General features: G+C 43.3%; 12 protein-coding genes. 8 read left to right on the top strand and 4 right to left on the bottom strand.

Annotated features, from left to right (window positions below; genetic code table 11):
• Window positions 1–174: 174 nt before the first annotated feature.
• The 4 genes from RMX89_RS17620 (at window position 175) to rnhA (ending at window position 2,390) form a co-directional block, all read left to right on the top strand.
• Complete coding sequence (locus tag RMX89_RS17620) at window positions 175–918, top strand: M50 family metallopeptidase (RefSeq protein WP_322689823.1); 744 nt, start codon at window positions 175–177, stop codon at window positions 916–918.
• Window positions 843–1,103 carry a hypothetical protein gene (locus RMX89_RS17615; protein WP_322689822.1) on the top strand — a complete coding sequence of 87 codons (261 nt, stop codon included), beginning with the start codon at window positions 843–845 and terminating at the stop codon, window positions 1,101–1,103. The genes RMX89_RS17620 and RMX89_RS17615 overlap by 76 nt, the downstream gene beginning before the upstream one ends.
• Window positions 1,104–1,110: 7 nt before the next feature.
• Window positions 1,111–1,365 (top strand): hypothetical protein, encoded by a 255-nt coding sequence (locus RMX89_RS17610; RefSeq protein ID WP_322689821.1) that lies wholly within the window; start codon window positions 1,111–1,113, stop codon window positions 1,363–1,365.
• 116 nt (window positions 1,366–1,481) lie between these two features.
• Window positions 1,482–2,390 carry a ribonuclease HI gene (gene rnhA, locus RMX89_RS17605; protein ID WP_322673756.1) on the top strand — a complete coding sequence of 303 codons (909 nt, stop codon included), beginning with the start codon at window positions 1,482–1,484 and terminating at the stop codon, window positions 2,388–2,390.
• Window positions 2,391–2,556: 166 nt separating this feature from the next.
• On the opposite strand, the gene cruG is transcribed toward rnhA, so the two are convergent.
• Window positions 2,557–3,753: a 2'-O-glycosyltransferase CruG gene (gene cruG / locus RMX89_RS17600; RefSeq protein ID WP_322689820.1), complete on the bottom strand. Its 1,197-nt coding sequence runs from the start codon at window positions 3,751–3,753 to the stop codon at window positions 2,557–2,559.
• 195 nt (window positions 3,754–3,948) lie between these two features.
• On the bottom strand, window positions 3,949–4,857 hold the full coding sequence (gene cruF, locus RMX89_RS17595) for a gamma-carotene 1'-hydroxylase CruF (protein ID WP_322689819.1): 909 nt from the start codon (window positions 4,855–4,857) through the stop codon (window positions 3,949–3,951).
• A gap of 384 nt (window positions 4,858–5,241) precedes the next feature.
• Here cruF and RMX89_RS17590 point away from each other — a divergent pair, with 384 nt between their 5' ends.
• Window positions 5,242–5,688, top strand: coding sequence for a hypothetical protein (locus tag RMX89_RS17590; RefSeq protein WP_322673759.1), 447 nt, complete (start codon window positions 5,242–5,244; stop codon window positions 5,686–5,688).
• 150 nt (window positions 5,689–5,838) lie between these two features.
• On the opposite strand, the gene RMX89_RS17585 is transcribed toward RMX89_RS17590, so the two are convergent.
• Window positions 5,839–6,612, bottom strand: coding sequence for an MlaE family lipid ABC transporter permease subunit (locus tag RMX89_RS17585; RefSeq protein ID WP_322682612.1), 774 nt, complete (start codon window positions 6,610–6,612; stop codon window positions 5,839–5,841).
• A 268-nt stretch (window positions 6,613–6,880) separates the two neighbouring features.
• On the opposite strand from RMX89_RS17585, the gene RMX89_RS17580 reads away from it, so the two are divergent.
• A complete protein-coding gene (locus RMX89_RS17580) occupies window positions 6,881–7,177 on the top strand; it encodes a hypothetical protein (protein ID WP_322689818.1) in 297 nt (98 codons plus the stop codon).
• Window positions 7,178–7,825: 648 nt separating this feature from the next.
• Window positions 7,826–9,253, top strand: coding sequence for a hypothetical protein (locus tag RMX89_RS17575; RefSeq protein ID WP_322689817.1), 1,428 nt, complete (start codon window positions 7,826–7,828; stop codon window positions 9,251–9,253).
• Between the two features lie 428 nt (window positions 9,254–9,681).
• Here the strand turns inward: RMX89_RS17575 and RMX89_RS17570 are convergent, their stop codons facing one another.
• Window positions 9,682–10,830, bottom strand: a complete 1,149-nt coding sequence (locus tag RMX89_RS17570) for an alanine--glyoxylate aminotransferase family protein (RefSeq protein WP_322689816.1) — start codon at window positions 10,828–10,830, stop codon at window positions 9,682–9,684.
• 402 nt (window positions 10,831–11,232) lie between these two features.
• Between RMX89_RS17570 and RMX89_RS17565 the strand changes: the two genes are divergently transcribed.
• Window positions 11,233–17,886 carry a putative Ig domain-containing protein gene (locus tag RMX89_RS17565; RefSeq protein ID WP_322689815.1) on the top strand — a complete coding sequence of 2,218 codons (6,654 nt, stop codon included), beginning with the start codon at window positions 11,233–11,235 and terminating at the stop codon, window positions 17,884–17,886.
• Window positions 17,887–18,162 lie beyond the last annotated feature (276 nt).

The following is an 18,162-nucleotide window of genomic DNA, read 5'->3' as shown; positions in this document are numbered from 1 at the left end:
GCCATAGTTGACAGCCGTCGCTTCGATGTGCAAATTATTACATAGCTAAGCAACTCCATTACCTTAATAATTACACTAGGATGGATGGAAATACACTGCCAATTTTAGATTTTGAATTTTTCAGAAAATCTAAAATCTAAAATCTAAAATCTAAAATCCAAAATTGAGTGACCTATGAGGGAACCAAGTAAAAATTTTGAAACCTTGCTCGCGAAAGAAGCCCCGCCAGTTGTGGAACGTATGGGCCTTACCTGGCTAGTTGCAGCAGCGATCGCAACTGCTTTGTTGTGGCAAGTACCAGGAGGAGATTATATCTTATACCCATTTACAATTTTGGCAACTTGGTTTCATGAAATGGGTCACGGCTTAATGGCACTGCTATTAGGGGGACAGTTTCAGAAGTTGCAGATTTTTAGCAATGGTTCTGGTGTCGCAACTTATGGTCTCCGGTCGTCATTGGGGCCAATTGGCCCAGCAATAATCGCCGCAGCCGGGCCAATGGGGCCACCTCTTGCCGGTGCAGCTTTAATTCTGGCTTCCCGCAGTTTTACAGCAGCAACCCTCTGTTTGAAAATTTTGGGAGGTTTTTTGCTGTTTTCCACATTAATTTGGGTGCGTTCCTGGTTTGGATTGGTGGCAATTCCCTTACTAGGTTTAATAATCTTAGGTATTGCCTTAAGAGCACCTCGTTGGACACAAGGGTTTGTCATTCAATTTTTGGGTGTACAAGCTTGTGTAAGTACGTATCATCAACTTGATTATCTATTTAGTAGTTCTGCTGGCCCCCTTGGAATTTCTGATACAGCGCAAATGCAGCGATATTTGCTTTTACCTTACTGGTTTTGGGGTGGATTAATGGCGATCGCATCTCTGGTGATTTTAATCCAAAGTCTCCGCGTTGCTTATCGTTCGGAGTAACGAGTAAGAAGCACCATCAAAAGGCGATTGAATCTTTAACTCAAAGAATTACCGAACATCAAGAACATATTAGACTGGAATCAGAAAAGAGTTTTGCTGACGAAGGTCTAATTAAGCATTTGGAAAAAGAGATTCGTGCTTTTGACAAGGCAATCCAACAAGCACGTAAAAGATTGGGACAATAACTAAAATATGCAGATTAGCGATCGCCCTTTTGCAGTCACCAATTCAACCTTCAGTACCTTAATTGCTGAATTAGGTACAGAATGCCTAAAAGTACAAGCCTTGATTAACCAGTTACAGTTAACTAGTTTAACTGCTAACCAACAAGCTGAAATTCTAGCAGAACTCCTAGCTGCTGCGGTTCATCTGTATAATCATTGTAACGAAGATTTTCAAACGCTAATTACTGAAGAAATGGAAAATTTGCCTGATGATGAGGATTAAAGAAGAATTCCGAAGTTAGGAGTCAGAATTAAGAGTTTTTATCAGTATAATAGCCTGGATATTGTTAAAAAATTCGCCGCTAATAACTCTTGCCTTCGCGGTTTGATACTCTAAACATGTCCACCCAACCCATAATTCAAAGCATATACACCGATGGTGCTTGCACCGGTAATCCTGGCCCTGGCGGTTGGGGTGTTGTCGTCTACTTCAGCGACGGCTCAATCCACGAAATGGGCGATGCATCCCCTCATACCACTAATAATAAAATGGAGATGCAAGCTGCGATCGCCGCCCTTCAATTTCTGCAAACATCTCAACAAGCCCAACCCATCACCCTTCATACCGATAGCGAATACCTGATTAACTGTGTTACCAAGTGGGTGAAAGGCTGGAAAAACAAAGGCTGGAAAAAGTCAGATGGTAAACCCGTCCAAAACCAAGACCTTTTAGAAACCTTAGATGAACTCAATACCCAACAAGTAAAATGGCAATACGTTCGGGGACATTCTGGTAACATAGGTAACGAACGTTGTGATGCGATCGCTCGCAGTTATGCCAGTGGCAAAATCCCTTCGCTACAACAATTATCTTTCACAGATTTTCATAAATCTTTACCTTCCCAAAATCAACTAAATGTAGCAAAAGTAGCTGATTATGAAAAAAACTCTCGAATAATTAACCAAAATCCCCAACAAATCAGTACTTTTGCACCAGAAATAACCTTTATGGAACCATTAACTGGGCCAACTGCGGCCGTGACCAATGAAAAACCGCCAGAAATGAGGGTTTCGCAACTCCGCAGCTTGGTCGAAACTCTGCGTATAGCTGACGAAATTTCTGAAAAAGGCTACTTAATCACCAGTTCTGAGTTAGCAGACTTGATGGATGTCCACGCCAGCGCTGTCACCAGTCGTGGAGATCAATGGCGCTGGCGAAATTGGATAGTGTCACGGGTACGCCGTGAAGGAAATCAAATTCTTTGGGAATTGGAACGCGGGGATCAAGTAGGAGGTGAAGAGGAGTAGGGAGTGAGCAGGGGAAGCAGGGGAAGCAAGGGGACAAGGGGACAAGGGGACAAGGTGACAAGGTGACAAAAGTTTAGAACTTACAACAAGTCTTTCCCCTTGTCCCCAATTCTCCTTGTCTCCAAGTCCTCTTTCCAATGCCCAACGCCCAATGCCCAATGCCCCACTATATATACTTGCGTCCTCGCCACTCGCGCGGGGTGCGGAATGCAGATAAAAAGATTCGTAGCACAGCGAAGGGATCGGCCAAAGGGGAAAGCCAAAATAACCAGCTACCTTTAGCGTTTGTGCGATCGTAAGAAGGTGCGATCGCTATTAGCATCGCAAAGCGAATCACCAACAGAAATGAATTCAGTCCCAGCAGTAGGAATGGGGGGATGGGCGAATATGAGACTGTGGGAGAAATCAACAAAAAAGTCAGGACAATTAAAAAGGGTAGACCTTGAACAGATGCGAGTAGCCATAAATCTCCCCACAACTGAGAGCGAGAAGTTGCATCTTTAAGATCGAGACTCCGCCCCCATTCTTTCCACGTCTCCATCGCCCCTTCATACATACGTACCTTTAATACCTTTGCGCCATCTAAAAAGCCGACCTTATAACCTTGAATAGCAATATTGCGTGCCAACGTGACATCATCACAAAAAGAACTCTTCGCACTGCTATAACCACCTACAGCAGCTAAAACGGAGCGACGACACAAAAAACACTGCCCATTTGCCATTACCCGTTCTGGTTGCTCTGTATTGATCCCCGCAGGATCAAATCGGTAAAGCAAAGTCATCAACAAAGCCGGTTGCAGCCAGCACTCTCCAGGATATTTGAGAATAAATTGGGGTGACAGAGAAACCAAATCGTAGCCTTGTGCTTCGGCCGTCTTCACCAAACCAGCAACTAAACCAGGATGCGGTTGGATATCAGCATCCAGCCCCAAGAACCACTGACTAGCCTCTGAACTATATAGAAAACCGTTATGCAACGCCCAAGGACGCCCCACCCAACCAGAGGGTAAGGGATCATCTGTCATCAGGCGAAAGCGCGGATCTTTCTGCTGTGAGGCTTTGACTAAATCGGGGGTGCCATCGCTCGATTTACTGTCTACAACCATAATTTCCCGAACTTCATAGCTTTGCTGACTTAAACCAGCCAACAGAGGGCTAATGCGAAGCGCCTCGTTCAGTGTGGGAACAACGATGCTAACCCTACCCAAAAACTCAGGTGTCGGTTGTTGGGGTTCTATTGGAGGATGGCGTCTTGGCCCCTTTAGCAGCCGCGAAAACAGAATCGCCGTTGCTGGTACTTGGATAAGTAGCAATAAAAGAGAGATAGCGCTTTCTGCTATCAAAGCGTTGTCATTAGTCATTAGTCATTAGTCATTAGTCATTAGTCATTAGTCATTAGTCATTGGGCATTGGAAAGAGGACTTGGAGACAAGGAGAATTGGGGACAAGGGGAAAGACTTGTTGTAAGTTCTAAACTTTTGTCACCTTGTCCCCTTGTCCCCTTGTTCCCTTGCTTCCCCTGCTCCCTCTACCTCCCCACCCCCTAATTTCTAGACTTATTTCAAGGCAACTTCAACCTTTGCTACTGATACTTCTTTGGTTACTGGTTCAACAGTAACTTGAGCAGGTGTGGTTGAACTCCTTGACCACAGCACCATAGCCGGAATTATACCTAGCAATAAGCCAAGTAACACAGGGATAAAGAATCCAGCGGCCAAACTGAGTCCGGCGGCGAATGCAAAGTTAGTTAAATAAACGACTAAAGGCAAATTTAGTTGCGATCGCTCTAATTTAATCGAGGTATTTCGCCACAATAATCCTGCCACACTCATAAACAGGGCGCTAGTACCAAACCAACCTACATAGTTCTGGTAAGGTGTTCCAAAGAAAGCTCCTGGTTGTTCCCAATACCAGAAAGGCAGAGAAGTTTGACTCATAGCCGGTTCAAGGGCAAAGTCCCAGCAAGTGAAGAGCAAAGCACCAATGGCTATCGCAGCAATATGGCGACCCCAACTGGGTTTTTGAGCCACTTTCAAACCAGTTCTCGCAATTAAGTAAGACGACAGCCCAACATAAAACCAAGATAAAGGAATTGTGAAAGGAACTAGCCCCGCAATCTTATAACCCAAACCACTCAAGTAGCTATAATCACCAAATGGAAACCCTGTACTAGTTCCCAGTAGTTCACTTCCCAAAGAGATAAACATAGCTGGTAGCATAAATGCTAGCCAAGTTCCTAATCCCAAAGTCCGGTAGGCATAAATAGAGACAGCTACTGTCCCTAAGATGATATCAACTACACCGCCGCCAGCCATACTTAACTGTACGGCAGTTTCTCCTACCTGTGATAAGTTGAAAATTATCTCAGCATTAGGTACTACCAGTAGCATCCCTACCAGTCCAAAGGCTTTTGACGCGATATGACCAATGAGGCATACGCGTTCAGCAATAATAAGTTGTTTCATGATAATTCCTTAACAAGATGTGACACGCGGCTACTCGGCTGCTAACAGTTTACAAATCTTTAACTACTTTGTACCGCAATTCTCGACAAACTTGTTTAGCTTTCTTGTGAATAGCATAAAAGTCTATTGATTGAAGTTATAAAATATGATGCTAAACCTACTAGTTTAAGCTATATATTCAAAATCTACATAATTTTATCTGTAAGAACTTCTGGTTTCTTATCTCACTAATACCCGTATCGGAAAAAACTCCTTTGATACTGGGATATGCTTAAGGAAGGACAATTATCATAAACTAAGCAAATCCTCAAGCAAAATAAAGTCTTGAGTTAGTAAACTTATTTATGCGATAAGACCTTAACCCTGTACTAGAAATATAAACCCATGTCAATTTTGAAAAGAGTTCCTTGGGTGTCCCTAGCACTAGTACTGCTGAGTTACAGTACTTTGGGCTGGGTAATATCAGAAACACGTGCTCCTATATTTGTGTGGGTGGCAACTGTAATTGCTATCTTGCTTTTAATCATAACGTTGACCGCTCCTTGGCCAAGGATGACATATTACTACAGTATTTTCCTGCAATCAAATACCAGGGCTTTTGCTGTTGCCGTGTTAGCAGCGTTCTTATTCTTTATTATGATTGCCTGGTTTCGGATATTTCTTGATACTTTACTCATCATTTCAGCGACTATATTAGTCAGGATAGACTTTCAAAGAGCTGGTCTTAAGGAAGGGTTAGCTTTTTCGACTGCCTCGATCTTTTCATTGGGAGGTTTAGCTTTGGGTGCGCTAATTTACAAGTTCATATATTCCCAAATTCTGTTAACGTGATGAAGTATACCCGAAAAAGCAAGCTATGCCTGGGTTGGGTTACGCCAATCCTTTAAAAGCAGTATTATTTACCTACAATTTCCTTTGTAGCTCAAATTCCCGACTTTTTAATAAGTTGGGAATTTTGTTTTGTTCGATACTTACTTGGGTTCAAAATGCAGGCTGTTCAAACAGCAGTAGAGATAGGAAAAAATCCATAATAAAAATGGATACCCAACTAGTAACAACTGCTTTTGTTGCCGATTCCCCTACTTCCTTTGCTCCCCCTTTCGTAGTTAAACCCCAACTACAGCCAATGACAGCAACCAGCACTCCAAAAATAAACCCTTTTAGCAAAATAATAAACAAATCTGATGGTTCTAAAAAATTTCTGACTGATTCTAAAAATGTTTCGGGAATAATTTGGTAAAACTTGGATGCGGCAAAAACTCCGCCAGTGATGCCTGTAACTAAAGCCAAAATCGTCATCAAAGGCACCATCAAACAACAAGCAATTACTCTAGGAAGTACTAGATAATCAATTGGATCGGTTTTGAGCATATAAAGTGCATCAATTTGTTCGGTGACTCGCATTGCACCTATTTCCGCTGCAAAAGCAGAACCTACTTGTCCCGCCATAATACTAGCGGTCAAAATTGGAGCTAATTCTCTACAAAAAGCTAAGGCAAAAGCACCTCCCACTGCATCAACAGCGCCAAATCGCACTAATTCTCTCGCTGTTTGAATAGTAAAAATCATTCCGGCAAAACCGCTGACAAGGAGAACTGGAGAGATAGAACCTGGCCCAGCGGTAACAAGATGTTGCAAAATCTTGCGATAGTAGGTTTTCCCTTGGAGTAAATGTAGCCACACTTGACCAAAGAGCAGTATTGCTGCAAAACAGCGTGTAATCCCAGATTGCTCAAATTTCGTTTTTGGTTGCAATTTTATCGTCCTTACGACTGACTTTTTTTGCACATTTGTTGTTATATCAATTTTCCAAAATCAGACTACAGATACAAATGGTGGGAACCGAGCCAGATGTAATCTGACTTTCTCAATTAACTCATGCTTTGTGTGTTATGGGGTTGCAATCTCTGGTCTGTCAAACTAGGAAAAGTAATTGAATCAACTCAAAGGGTCGAAAAATCTAATAATATTTCCAAATAATGTTAAACAATTTTTTATGAGCAGGATTAAATACATAATATTTATGTTGTTATTAATACTACCTTTCTCCGTGGTATATCCAGCTTTTGCATCTGTATGCCGTAATTACGCTGTCTACGACGGTCTACGCCACCAGATTTGCATTCTCAGTATCAGCCGAAGTGCCAAAAATTATTGGGAATACAAGGCAATTGTTAGCGTAGATGGCATAAAAAGACCTACAGAGGTTTACAATTGTCGCGAACGAGTCAAGGTTCAAGAAGCTGGGACTGTTTTGCCCTTTGAGCAAAAAGGCCCTGGTGAGATGATATGCAGCTTTTTTAATTCTTCTCGGCGGTAAACACGCGCCAGATAATGAAGACGGTAAAACCTAGATAGGTGAATACTGTTAGCCATTCTTGCCAGCTACCAAATGCATTGTTCATTAGCAAAAGCCGGAAAATTAATATTTATCAATCCTACACGCTGATGCTACCAGTAGGTTGCTGTATGTTAGGAGATCAAAGAAGACTAGTCAAAAATTCTTAGCTAATTTTCCGGAATGGGTAACAATGGCGTGGTAGTAAATATCAGAGCATCGATATTATACTGAACCTCTATAACTAACCTTCGGGGAATATATCCCCATTGTTTTCCCTCAAGAACCCGGTCTTAACGATCGGGTTTTTGGTGTTTATACCAAGTTAACGTGAGTTCGACAAGCCCTTTTTTAACCTCTCCCCCAACCCCTCTTGGACACGGAGAGGGGAGCCAAAACCCTAATTTCTCGTTGCTCCTCCCTTTCCCCGTGGAAGAGGTAGGTTGTCCGGGAGAGGTTCATCGAACTCACGTTAAGTTACAGTCGAGCAAGTTAGGGACACGATGCCTACAGCTGGCTACGCCAACGCAGCACTTCTCTCAATTGTTTGGGTATCAAATAAAACTATTGTCAAGAAACTTTTAAGAGATTTTATTGGTCTGGTTCTCCAAATTCTGCAAAAATCAACCAATGTCATCTTCTGCTCAAGGTATTCCCGGATTACCGGATTTGACGCATCCAGTTGAGCTTGTTCAATTTGGAACCCAGGCGCTCAAAGCTTCACTGTTATTAGTATTTTTGATTGTAGCTTTGGGAGTTGCGATCGCACTCATCAGTTTTTCTCTGCGTCGCAGCCAGCCGGAACAATTTATATTCGTTGGCGAATGGGCTGTGCGTTATTCCCAACTACTGCGGGGATTACAGCATTTAACTCTAGTATTAGTCTTGTTAATACCGGGATTTTTTCTCTGTTCAACTTTAAGCAATCGCTATCACCACTGGGAACAAGCAAAGGTGGCTCAAGTGGCTGAAAGTGTCGCAGGTGAAAAACTCGAACAATCTGCCCCGCAAGTCCGCTACTCGATTCGAGAGCCATACTCCTATAACACTCAAGTTAATGGCAAAATAGTCAAGGTAAATGAGACGCGTCAAATCAACCGCTTCTTAACGTTGGCTGGTTCGCAAATACAAGTCAAGCTTGACCAAAGTGTAGATGTTCCAGGCCGCAGTTCAATTTATCAGGTAAATTACACTGCTGATTATAAAGTAGTTAACCAACTCAAGGATATTAATAATTTTTTCTTTGAAACACCGCCACCTAACGGCTACACACTGCTTGCTAGCTACAAAGTTGAGCGTGACGGTACTAGGTTACAACAAACCAATCCGGGAGACTATGGCTTTCCCTTCCAGCTGCAACCAGGAGAAGAAACCACCTTTCGAGTTACCTATCAGGCTCAAGGCGGGCCGCGTTGGGTTTATAGTGCAACGGGACAGTTGCTTTCTAATTTTCGCCTCACAGCAATTGCCAACTTTGCTCCGGCTGATTTTGCTAGTGGTGTTGTACCGAATGAGATTAAAGTTAACGGACGCAGTACTCAGTTTACTTGGATATTTGACGATAATGTTTCAGTTAAAAATCCATTTGGAGTCTTTACCAACACCGAACCCATTCGTCATACTGGCATCATTCCCCGGCTTTTATTGCTAGCCCCGGCAATATTTTTGTGGTGGATATTATTGTTATATTTGTCACTACCAATGAGTTTTAGAAATATTGCGATCGCTGCTAGTATTTTCTTTGCTTGTCTGTTAACTTTGACCTATCTAGCTCGCGTTATCAATGCTCAGTTGGCTTGGACTTTAATTTCCATCATTTTACTAATTTTAACATGGGGGTTGGGAGCTAGCCGCAGTGCTTCCTTGGCTGCGATCGTGGCTACTATTGCTGGAGCAGTGCTACCTATTTTTGGATTATTAGTACCGTTTAGCGGACTAACCCTTAGTTTGGCGGGTTTGCTTTCAGCGGTTTGGCTAGCAGTTCGTCACTGGTATGGCTGGTACAGTTTGCACCCAGAAGATCAAAGATTGCAGACTCAGAAAAATGCTAAAGATTAGATGATTCCGCTATGATTAGCGAAGTTTTAGTGTGGGACATTTATGGATAACGATTTACTCGCTTTCTTTGCGGCGGCTGGGTTACTCATTGTGTATCTTATCTTCTCAGCTTTAACTGAAATGGGGACTAAATTGCCTTGGAAGAAATAAGCTGATGGGCTAAAAAGTTTACACTTCTCAACCTCTTGGGGTTGGAAAAAAAATAACCATCATTTAGGCTTAGGTAATATATTTATTGTTCGAGAGAGTGCCAAATGCGCGATCCAGAGAATAACCATATTAAAGTTGAGCCGGCAACTCTGGTTTTGATTGTATCTGTTTTAATACTTTTGCCTCTGCTGGTTGTTGGTTTTTTCTCGCAGTGAAGTTAGCCCGATGCTCTTTTTCTCAGGTGCGTTAAGCTACTGTTAACGCACCATATATCAAAACTACTTAGGCAAAACCTGCCGCAGTGCGGCTAAAAGTTGGTCAACACTTTCCTTTCGACTATTAAAGCCCATCAATCCTACGCGCCAAACTTTACCCGCGAGTTCGCCAAGACCACCGCCAATTTCAATATTATGTTCATTGAGTAACTGCTGTGCGATCGCTTTACCATCTACCCCGGCTGGAATACGGACAGTGGTAAGCGTTGGTAATCTATACTCTTGCTCAACGTGCATACTCAGTCCTAAATTCTCTAAACCTTCCCAGAGATATTCTACGTTCTTTTGATGCCGCTGCCAGGAATTTGCTAATCCCTCTTCTGCAAGCAAACGTAGTGCTTCCCGCAATGCATAGTATAAATTAATCGGTGCTGTGTGGTGATAGGTGCGTTCAGCACCCCAATACTTACCCAGCAACAACATATCTAAATACCAGTTTGTAACTTTCGTTCGCCGCTGTTGCAATTTCTCAACTGCACGCGCACTCATTGTAAAAGGAGAAGCACCAGGCGGGCAACCTAACCCTTTTTGGCTACAACTATAGGCTAAGTCAACTCCCCAAGCATCCAAAAACAAGGGAACACCGCCCAAACTTGTCACCGTATCCACTAATAACAAAGTGCCAAATTCACGACACAAATCAGCGACTCCTTCTAAGGGTTGACGTGCGCCGGTGGAAGTTTCGGCATGAACTAGAGCTAAGATAGCTGGACGATGAGTTTTTAAGGCAGTTTGGAGTTCATCCAAATTAAAGACTTGTCCCCAAGGTTTGGTAATGGTTCGCACATCAGCGCCATAACGTCCAGCCATATCCACAAGGCGATTACCAAAGTAACCAGCTACACCGATTAAAACTACATCACCGGGTTCTACAGCATTGGCAATGGTTGCTTCCATTGCAGCTGTTCCCGTACCGCTGACTGCAATGGTAAGTGAGTTTTCTGTTTGCCATACGTACCGTAGCAACGACTGAATTTCATCCATAAGTGCGAGAAAAGTTGGGTCAAGATGCCCAACGGGTGAAGTATTCATCGCTTGGAGAACTGTGGGATGGGCATTAGATGGCCCTGGCCCCAACAGCAGACGGGATGGGATTTCTAGCGGCGTGAGTTGCAAGCGCCCGGAGTCGTTAATTGAAATTGTTTGCGTCATAAATCTCTTTTCATTTAGACGATACTTACCGGATCATATAGGAATCCGATTTGATTCCTGAACTTACTTGTCTAAGGAGGGAACAGGAAATCTGGGAATAGGGTATTGCAGAACAGTGGTATGAATTAAGGCAAGCAGCGGAAACTAAGGGAAAATTTGGACGTTGCTAAATCATCTCGCAAATATGCAACGTCGGTATATAGATGTTTACTGAGTTTTTTTATCAAAAGTTTCAGCTACTTTCTATGCCCAAAATTTCTAAATCTTCATTAATTAAACTAGTGGATTTACCGAGGGAAAGGATTTATTTTATTCCTAAATTGAAAGTGAAAGCAACTACAAGAAACGATCTGCAAAAAGTTTCATTTTAGCTAAATATCAGGGATTTACTCTTGGAAAATTATGATAAAGCATAGTAGCAATAAAAATTTTACTATACACAAAATATCTAACAGCATTAATATTAAACCAACTTTAGACTTGTATCCTACTCGCCTAGTTTTTATTGACCCACAGGTTGATGACTACCAAAGTCTGGTGATGGGTGTATTACCAGATACCTCAGTTGTAGTCTTAGATGCCAACCAAGATGGCATTGAGCAAATTAGTCAAGTGCTAGAGTCTCATCAGAAAGTCAATAGTCTGCACATTGTTTCCCACGGCGCACCTGGGTGCATCTATTTGGGCAACAGTCAACTCAACAACGAAACGCTCAATCGTTACGCAGCCCAACTTATGGGTTGGGCAAATGCTTTGGGTGAAGACGCACAACTACTGCTATATGGTTGCAAAGTCGCTCAAACCGAGCCAGGTGTATTGTTTATACGCTGTCTGAGCGAATTGACAGGTGCAGTAGTAGCTGCCTCTGATGACTTGACAGGGAGTGCTGCATTAGGTGGTGATTGGGAACTGGAGGTTTCTACAGCACCTATTGTTCCTCGTTTAGCGTTTGGGCATGAAGTAATAACAGCCTACGCTTCAATTCTATCTGTAGTTCTCGATCCCAGCTTTGATAGTGATGGCAAGGTCACTACTGATATTGGTACTAATACCAGTGACATTGCTAGAAGCATTGTCATACAAGACGATGGCAAGATTCTGGTAGCGGGAGTGAGTAATAATAACTTTGCTGTAGTACGTTACAACAGCAATGGTAGTCTCGACACTAGCTTTGATAGTGATGGCAAAGTCACTACTGACTTCGGCAATACTGACATAGCCTACAGCATTGCCCTGCAAGACGATGGCAAGATTCTGGTAGCGGGAGCGAGTAGTAGTAACTTTGCTGTGGTACGTTACAACAGCAATGGTAGTCTCGACACCAGCTTTGGTACTGCTGGCAAGGTTACTACTAACTTGGGCAGTACTGACATAGGCTACAGCATTACCTTGCAAGACGATGGCAAGATTTTGGTGGCAGGAAAGCGCGGTAATGATTTTGCTGTGGTACGTTACAACAGCAATGGTAGTCTCGACACCAGCTTTGGTACTGCTGGCAAGGTAATTACTAACTTGGGCGGTACTGACATAGCCTACAGCATTGCCCTGCAAGACGATGGCAAGATTCTGTTAGCGGGAGTGAGTAGTAGTAACTTTGCTGTAGTACGTTACGACAGCAATGGAAGTCTTGACACCAGCTTTGGTACTGCTGGCAAGGTCATTACTGATATTGGTACTAATACCACAGACACCGCCTACAGCATTGCCCTGCAAGATGATGGCAAGATTCTGTTAGCGGGAGTGAGTACTAATAACTTTGCTGTAGTACGTTACGACAGCAATGGAAGTCTCGACACCAGCTTTGGTACTGCTGGCAAGGTCATTACTAACTTGGGCGGTACTGACATAGCTTACAGCGTTAGCGTGCAAGCTAATGGCAAAATTATTGTGGCGGGTTCGAGTAACAATAACTTTGCTTTAGTACGTTACAACAGCAATGGTACTCTTGACACTGATTTCAATACTACTGGCATTATCACTACTGATATCGGCACAAAGACTACTGATAATGCCTATGCTCTCACCCAACACGATGGTACGATAATAGTCGCGGGAATAAGCGCCAATAACTTTGCTGTGGCACGTTACAGGGTTAACCAAAATCCAGTACTAGTGAAGGAAATCGCAGACAAAGAGACTCCAGAAGACATAAATTTCAACTTCACAATCTCAGATAGCTTCCAAGATCAAGATCCTGAAGACACTCTCGCTTACACTGCCACTCTCGAAAATGGTGACTCTCTACCGAGTTGGTTGAGTTTTAATGCTGCAACCAAAACCTTCAGTGGCACTCCCTTAAATGCAAACGTGGGTAGCCTAAACATCAAAGTTACCGCCACAGATACTTATCTTGCTCAAATCAGTGATGTATTTACACTCACCGTTAATAACGTCAACGATGCGCCAGAGGTATTTCAGGCGATCGCTCCTCAACAAGCAACAGAAGACACACTTTTCAACTTCATTATCCCAGACAACACCTTTAAGGATGTTGATGCTGGCGACACTCTCACCTACACTGCCACTCTCGAAAACGGCGACTCTCTACCGAGTTGGTTGAGTTTTAATGCTGCAACCAAAACCTTCAGTGGCACTCCCTTAAATGCAAACGTGGGTAGCCTCAACATTAAAGTTACTGCCACGGATTTAGCTCTTGCTCAAATCAGTGATGTGTTTACACTCACCGTTAACAACACCAACGATGCGCCAGAGGTATTTCAGGCGATCGCAGACAAAGAAGCAACAGAAGACACGGTTTTCAATTTTACTATCCCAGACAACACCTTTAAGGATGTCGATGCTGGCGACACTCTCGCCTACACTGCCACTCTCGACAACGACGATCCACTCCCCAGTTGGTTAAGCTTCAATGCTGCAACCAAAACCTTCAGTGGCACTCCCTTAAATGAGAATGTGGGTAGCTTAAACATTAAAGTTACTGCTACGGATACTTATCTTGCTCAAATCAGTGATGTGTTTACACTCACCGTTAACAATGTCAACGATCCGCCAGAGGTGGCGAATGAAATTGCAAACCAACAAGCAACAGAAGACACACTTTTCACCTTCATTATCCCAGATAACACCTTCATTGATGTTGATGCTGGCGACACTCTCACCTACACTGCCACTCTCGAAAACAGTGACCCACTCCCCAGTTGGCTGAGTTTTAATGCTGCGACCAAAACCTTCAGTGGCACTCCCTTAAATGCAAATGTCGGCAGCCTCAACATTAAAGTTACTGCTAAAGATACTGCTGGCGCCCAAGCGAATGATGTTTTTGTACTCACCGTTAACAACGTCAACGATGCGCCAGAGGTATTTCAGGCGATCGCTCCTCAACAAGCAACAGAAGACACACTTTTCACCTTCACTATCCCAGACAACACCTTCATTGATGTCGATGCTGGCGACACTCTCACCTACACTGCCACTCTCGAAAATGGCGACTCTCTACCGAGTTGGTTAAGTTTCAATGCTACTAACAAAACCTTCAGTGGTACTCCCTTAAATGAAAACGTCAGTGCAAACGTCGGTAGCCTAAACATCAAAGTTACCGCCAAGGATATTGCTCAAGCTCAAGCGAGTAATGTATTTACACTCACTGTTAATAACACCAATGATGCACCAGAGGTGGCGAATGCGATCGCTCCTCAACAAGCAACAGAAGACACAGTTTTCACCTTCACTATCCCAGACAACACCTTTAAGGATGTTGATGCTGGCGACACTCTCACCTACACTGCCACTCTCGAAAATGGTGAGTCTTTACCGAGTTGGTTAACCTTCAATGCTGCAACCAAAACCTTCAGTGGCACTCCCTTAAATGCAAACGTGGGTAGCCTCAACATTAAAGTTACTGCCACGGATTTAGCTCTTGCTCAAATCAGTGATGTGTTTACACTCACCGTTAATAACGTCAACGATCCGCCAGAGGTGGCGAATGAAATTGCTAACCAACAAGCAACAGAAGACACACTTTTCACCTTCACTATCCCAGACAACACCTTCATTGATGTCGATGCTGGCGACACTCTCACCTACACTGCCACTCTCGAAAATGGCGACTCTCTACCGAGTTGGTTAACCTTCAATGCTGCAACCAAAACCTTCAGTGGCACTCCCTTAAATGCAAATGTCGGCAGCCTCAACATTAAAGTTACTGCTAAAGATACTGCTGGCGCCCAAGCGAATGATGTTTTTGTACTCACCGTTAACAACGTCAACGATGCGCCAGAGGTATTTCAGGCGATCGCTCCTCAACAAGCAACAGAAGACACACTTTTCACCTTCACTATCCCAGACAACACCTTCATTGATGTCGATGCTGGCGACACTCTCACCTACACTGCCACTCTCGAAAACGGCGACTCTCTACCGAGTTGGTTGAGTTTTAATGCTGCGACCAAAACCTTCAGTGGCACTCCCTTAAATGCAAATGTCGGCAGCCTCAACATTAAAGTTACTGCCACGGATTTAGCTCTTGCTCAAATCAGTGATGTGTTTACGCTCACTGTTAACAACACCAACGATGCGCCAGAGGTATTTCAGGCGATCGCTCCTCAACAAGCAACAGAAGATACAGTTTTTACCTTCATTATCCCAGACAACACCTTTAAGGATGTCGATGCTGGCGACACTCTCACCTACACTGCCACTCTCGAAAACGGTGACTCTTTACCGAGTTGGTTGAGTTTTAATGCTGCAACCAAAACCTTCAGTGGCACTCCCTTAAATGCAAATGTCGGCAGCCTCAACATTAAAGTTACTGCCACGGATTTAGCTCTTGCTCAAATCAGTGATGTGTTTACGCTCACTGTTAACAACGTCAACGATGCGCCAGAGGTGATGAACGAAATTGCAAACCAAGAAGCAATAGAAGACACGGTTTTCAATTTCACTTTCTCAGAAGACACCTTCATTGATGTCGATGCTGGCGATAGCCTCACTTACACCGCCACTCTCGAAAACGGCGATTTTTTACCTGGTTGGTTAACCTTCAATGCTGCTACCAAAACCTTTAATGGCACTCCCTTAAATGCAAACGTGGGTAGCCTCAACATTAAAGTTACTGCTAGGGATATTTTTGGGGTTGAAGTCAGTGATGATTTTGCACTTACTGTTAAGAACGTTAACGATGCACCAGAGTTAGTTGAGGCGATCGCTAATCGAAAGGTACTCATAAATACGCAGTTCAATTTTACGATCCCAGAAAATACCTTCATTGATATTGATGCTGGCGATAGCCTCACCTACACTGCTACTCTCGAAAACGGCGATCCACTGCCCAGTTGGCTAACTTTTAATTCTGCTACCCGGAACTTTAGTGGTACTCCAACGATGGAGAATTTGGGTAATCAGAATATCAAAGTCACTGTCAAGGATATTTCTGGGGATGAAGTTAGTGATGTGTTTGTATTGACAGTTGCTAAGTTCAATAGTGCGCCAATTGTAGATCGGGCGATCGCTGACCAAAAGGCCACAGCAAAAACTACCTTCAACTTCACAATTCCTGAAAACACTTTTAGCGATGTGGATCTTGAAGATACCCTGACCTACACTGCTACCTTAGACAATGGCGATCCACTACCTAGTTGGTTAAGCTTCAATGCTAACGAGCTTACCTTCAGCGGCACTCCTACGAATGATAATGTGGGTAGCTTAAACATTAAAGTCACCGCCACAGATCCAGCTCTTGCTGAAATTAGTGATGTATTTGCACTCACAATTGCTAAAGCTAACAATCCACCAATTGTAGAGCAGGCGATCGCTGACCAAAAAGTTACGGCAGAAACTACCTTTAACTTCACCATCCCTGAAAACACCTTTAGCGATGTAGATATTGAAGATACGCTAACCTATACTGCTACCTTAGACAACGGCGACCCACTACCCAGTTGGTTAAGCTTCAATCCTAATAAGCGTACTTTCAGCGGCGTTCCTACGAATAATAACTTGGGTAGCTTGAACATCAAAGTTACCGCCAAGGATTCGGTTGGGGCTGAAATTAGTGATGTATTTGCACTTACCGTTGCTCAAGGGATTACTGCTGAGACTGAATCAACCAGCCTACTTACAAGAATTACAGGTGATATCTTTACTATAAGAAATCAAGTTAACGGTGAAAAAGCCAAACTCTCAGTCAAGATAAAAAGCAACACCTCTGAAGAAGTCAATGAACTGGGTGTATTTGTCGTTGACGATGCAGAAGGTAGGATTAATGGCGTAGCCCCTGGTGCTGCAAATTACACCGAACTAGCTCTGCAACGGGCAACAGTGCTTCTTTCATCTCTTGCCAAACTACCGAATGGTTTTAATCCCACTGACCTCAGCAGGTTACTGGAATTCAATTCTGAGAGCAACCTAAGATTTTATTTAATCCGTAGCAGCACTACTCAGGCGGTGCTATCTGGACAAACCCCGTTTTCTCAGGTGCTTTTTTCCTCGGATACGAATGTGGATGATACAGGGTTCTCTCTCAACTTCCAGAATTTGGTTGTCAAGATTGCAGCAACAGAGCAAGATCCACCTCTAGGTACTGGTCTTCAAGGAAAATATGAACCCGAACTAATTGATTTACGGGATGTGAAACAATTGGTGAAAGCCGAATTTGTAGTTCATAGAGAAGCAGCTTTTAACAACTTTGTCGGCTTTTATCAGATAACTGATGAGAATGGTGGCATCGATACCAATGGCGATGGTACAGCAGATGTGCTGGTTGGACAGGCGGGTTATACTCAGGCAGCTATTAGTCACCGTGTCGCTGGTATTGATTTGAGTGTAGCTAACGAAGGTACAGCAACTTTCACAGGTAATTTCCAACCTGGTGCTATTTTCGTCCCATTTATCATCGTTAATGCCGGGACTGATGCAATTCTTGATAGCAATACCAATAACGATCCGGCAGTTTACTTCTCCTTCTTGGGTGCTAACACTGACAAAGCAGATCATATTCGCCTATTAGGGAATAACGCTTTTGGCTTTGAGGATTTGGCTAATGGCGGCGATCGAGATTACAACGATTTGATTGTCCGAGTTAATTTGAGTATCGCCTAGTCTGAAGTAACTTGGTATAGGTGTAATATAGCCTGTAAGCTTTATTGAGCAAAGAATACAGGTTTTTTTATGAAAAATTGTAGGTTGGGTAAAGCAAGGCGCAACCTAACAAAGTTATGAAAATGTTGGGTTTTTGGCGCTAACCCAAGCGTATTGAATCATAAAGAGCGATCGCATCACCGATGTTTTAGTGAATCTGTCATTTGCTAGAAGATGCGATTACGCCAAAATATTACAGTGATTCAAACAAATGTGTGAGAGTATATTTATTCACTC

Origin of the sequence: Nostoc sp. DedSLP04 (assembly GCF_034530775.1) — a bacterium.
Classification (GTDB): Bacteria; Cyanobacteriota; Cyanobacteriia; order Cyanobacteriales; family Nostocaceae; genus Nostoc.
The sequence above is the reverse complement of the archived record's forward strand: the minus strand, read 5'-3'. Positions and strand labels throughout refer to the sequence as shown.

What these genes read in the sequence shown, in the direction of transcription:
- RMX89_RS17575 (WP_322689817.1), top strand. Translation starts at nt 7,826, where the DNA reads ATGTCATCTTCTGCTCAAGGTATTCCCGGATTACCGGATTTGACGCAT.
- RMX89_RS17620 (WP_322689823.1), top strand. Translation starts at nt 175, where the DNA reads ATGAGGGAACCAAGTAAAAATTTTGAAACCTTGCTCGCGAAAGAAGCC.
- cruG (WP_322689820.1), bottom strand. Translation starts at nt 3,753, where the DNA reads ATGACTAATGACAACGCTTTGATAGCAGAAAGCGCTATCTCTCTTTTA.
- RMX89_RS17590 (WP_322673759.1), top strand. Translation starts at nt 5,242, where the DNA reads ATGTCAATTTTGAAAAGAGTTCCTTGGGTGTCCCTAGCACTAGTACTG.
- cruF (WP_322689819.1), bottom strand. Translation starts at nt 4,857, where the DNA reads ATGAAACAACTTATTATTGCTGAACGCGTATGCCTCATTGGTCATATC.
- RMX89_RS17610 (WP_322689821.1), top strand. Translation starts at nt 1,111, where the DNA reads ATGCAGATTAGCGATCGCCCTTTTGCAGTCACCAATTCAACCTTCAGT.
- RMX89_RS17580 (WP_322689818.1), top strand. Translation starts at nt 6,881, where the DNA reads ATGTTGTTATTAATACTACCTTTCTCCGTGGTATATCCAGCTTTTGCA.
- rnhA (WP_322673756.1), top strand. Translation starts at nt 1,482, where the DNA reads ATGTCCACCCAACCCATAATTCAAAGCATATACACCGATGGTGCTTGC.
- RMX89_RS17565 (WP_322689815.1), top strand. Translation starts at nt 11,233, where the DNA reads ATGATAAAGCATAGTAGCAATAAAAATTTTACTATACACAAAATATCT.
- RMX89_RS17570 (WP_322689816.1), bottom strand. Translation starts at nt 10,830, where the DNA reads ATGACGCAAACAATTTCAATTAACGACTCCGGGCGCTTGCAACTCACG.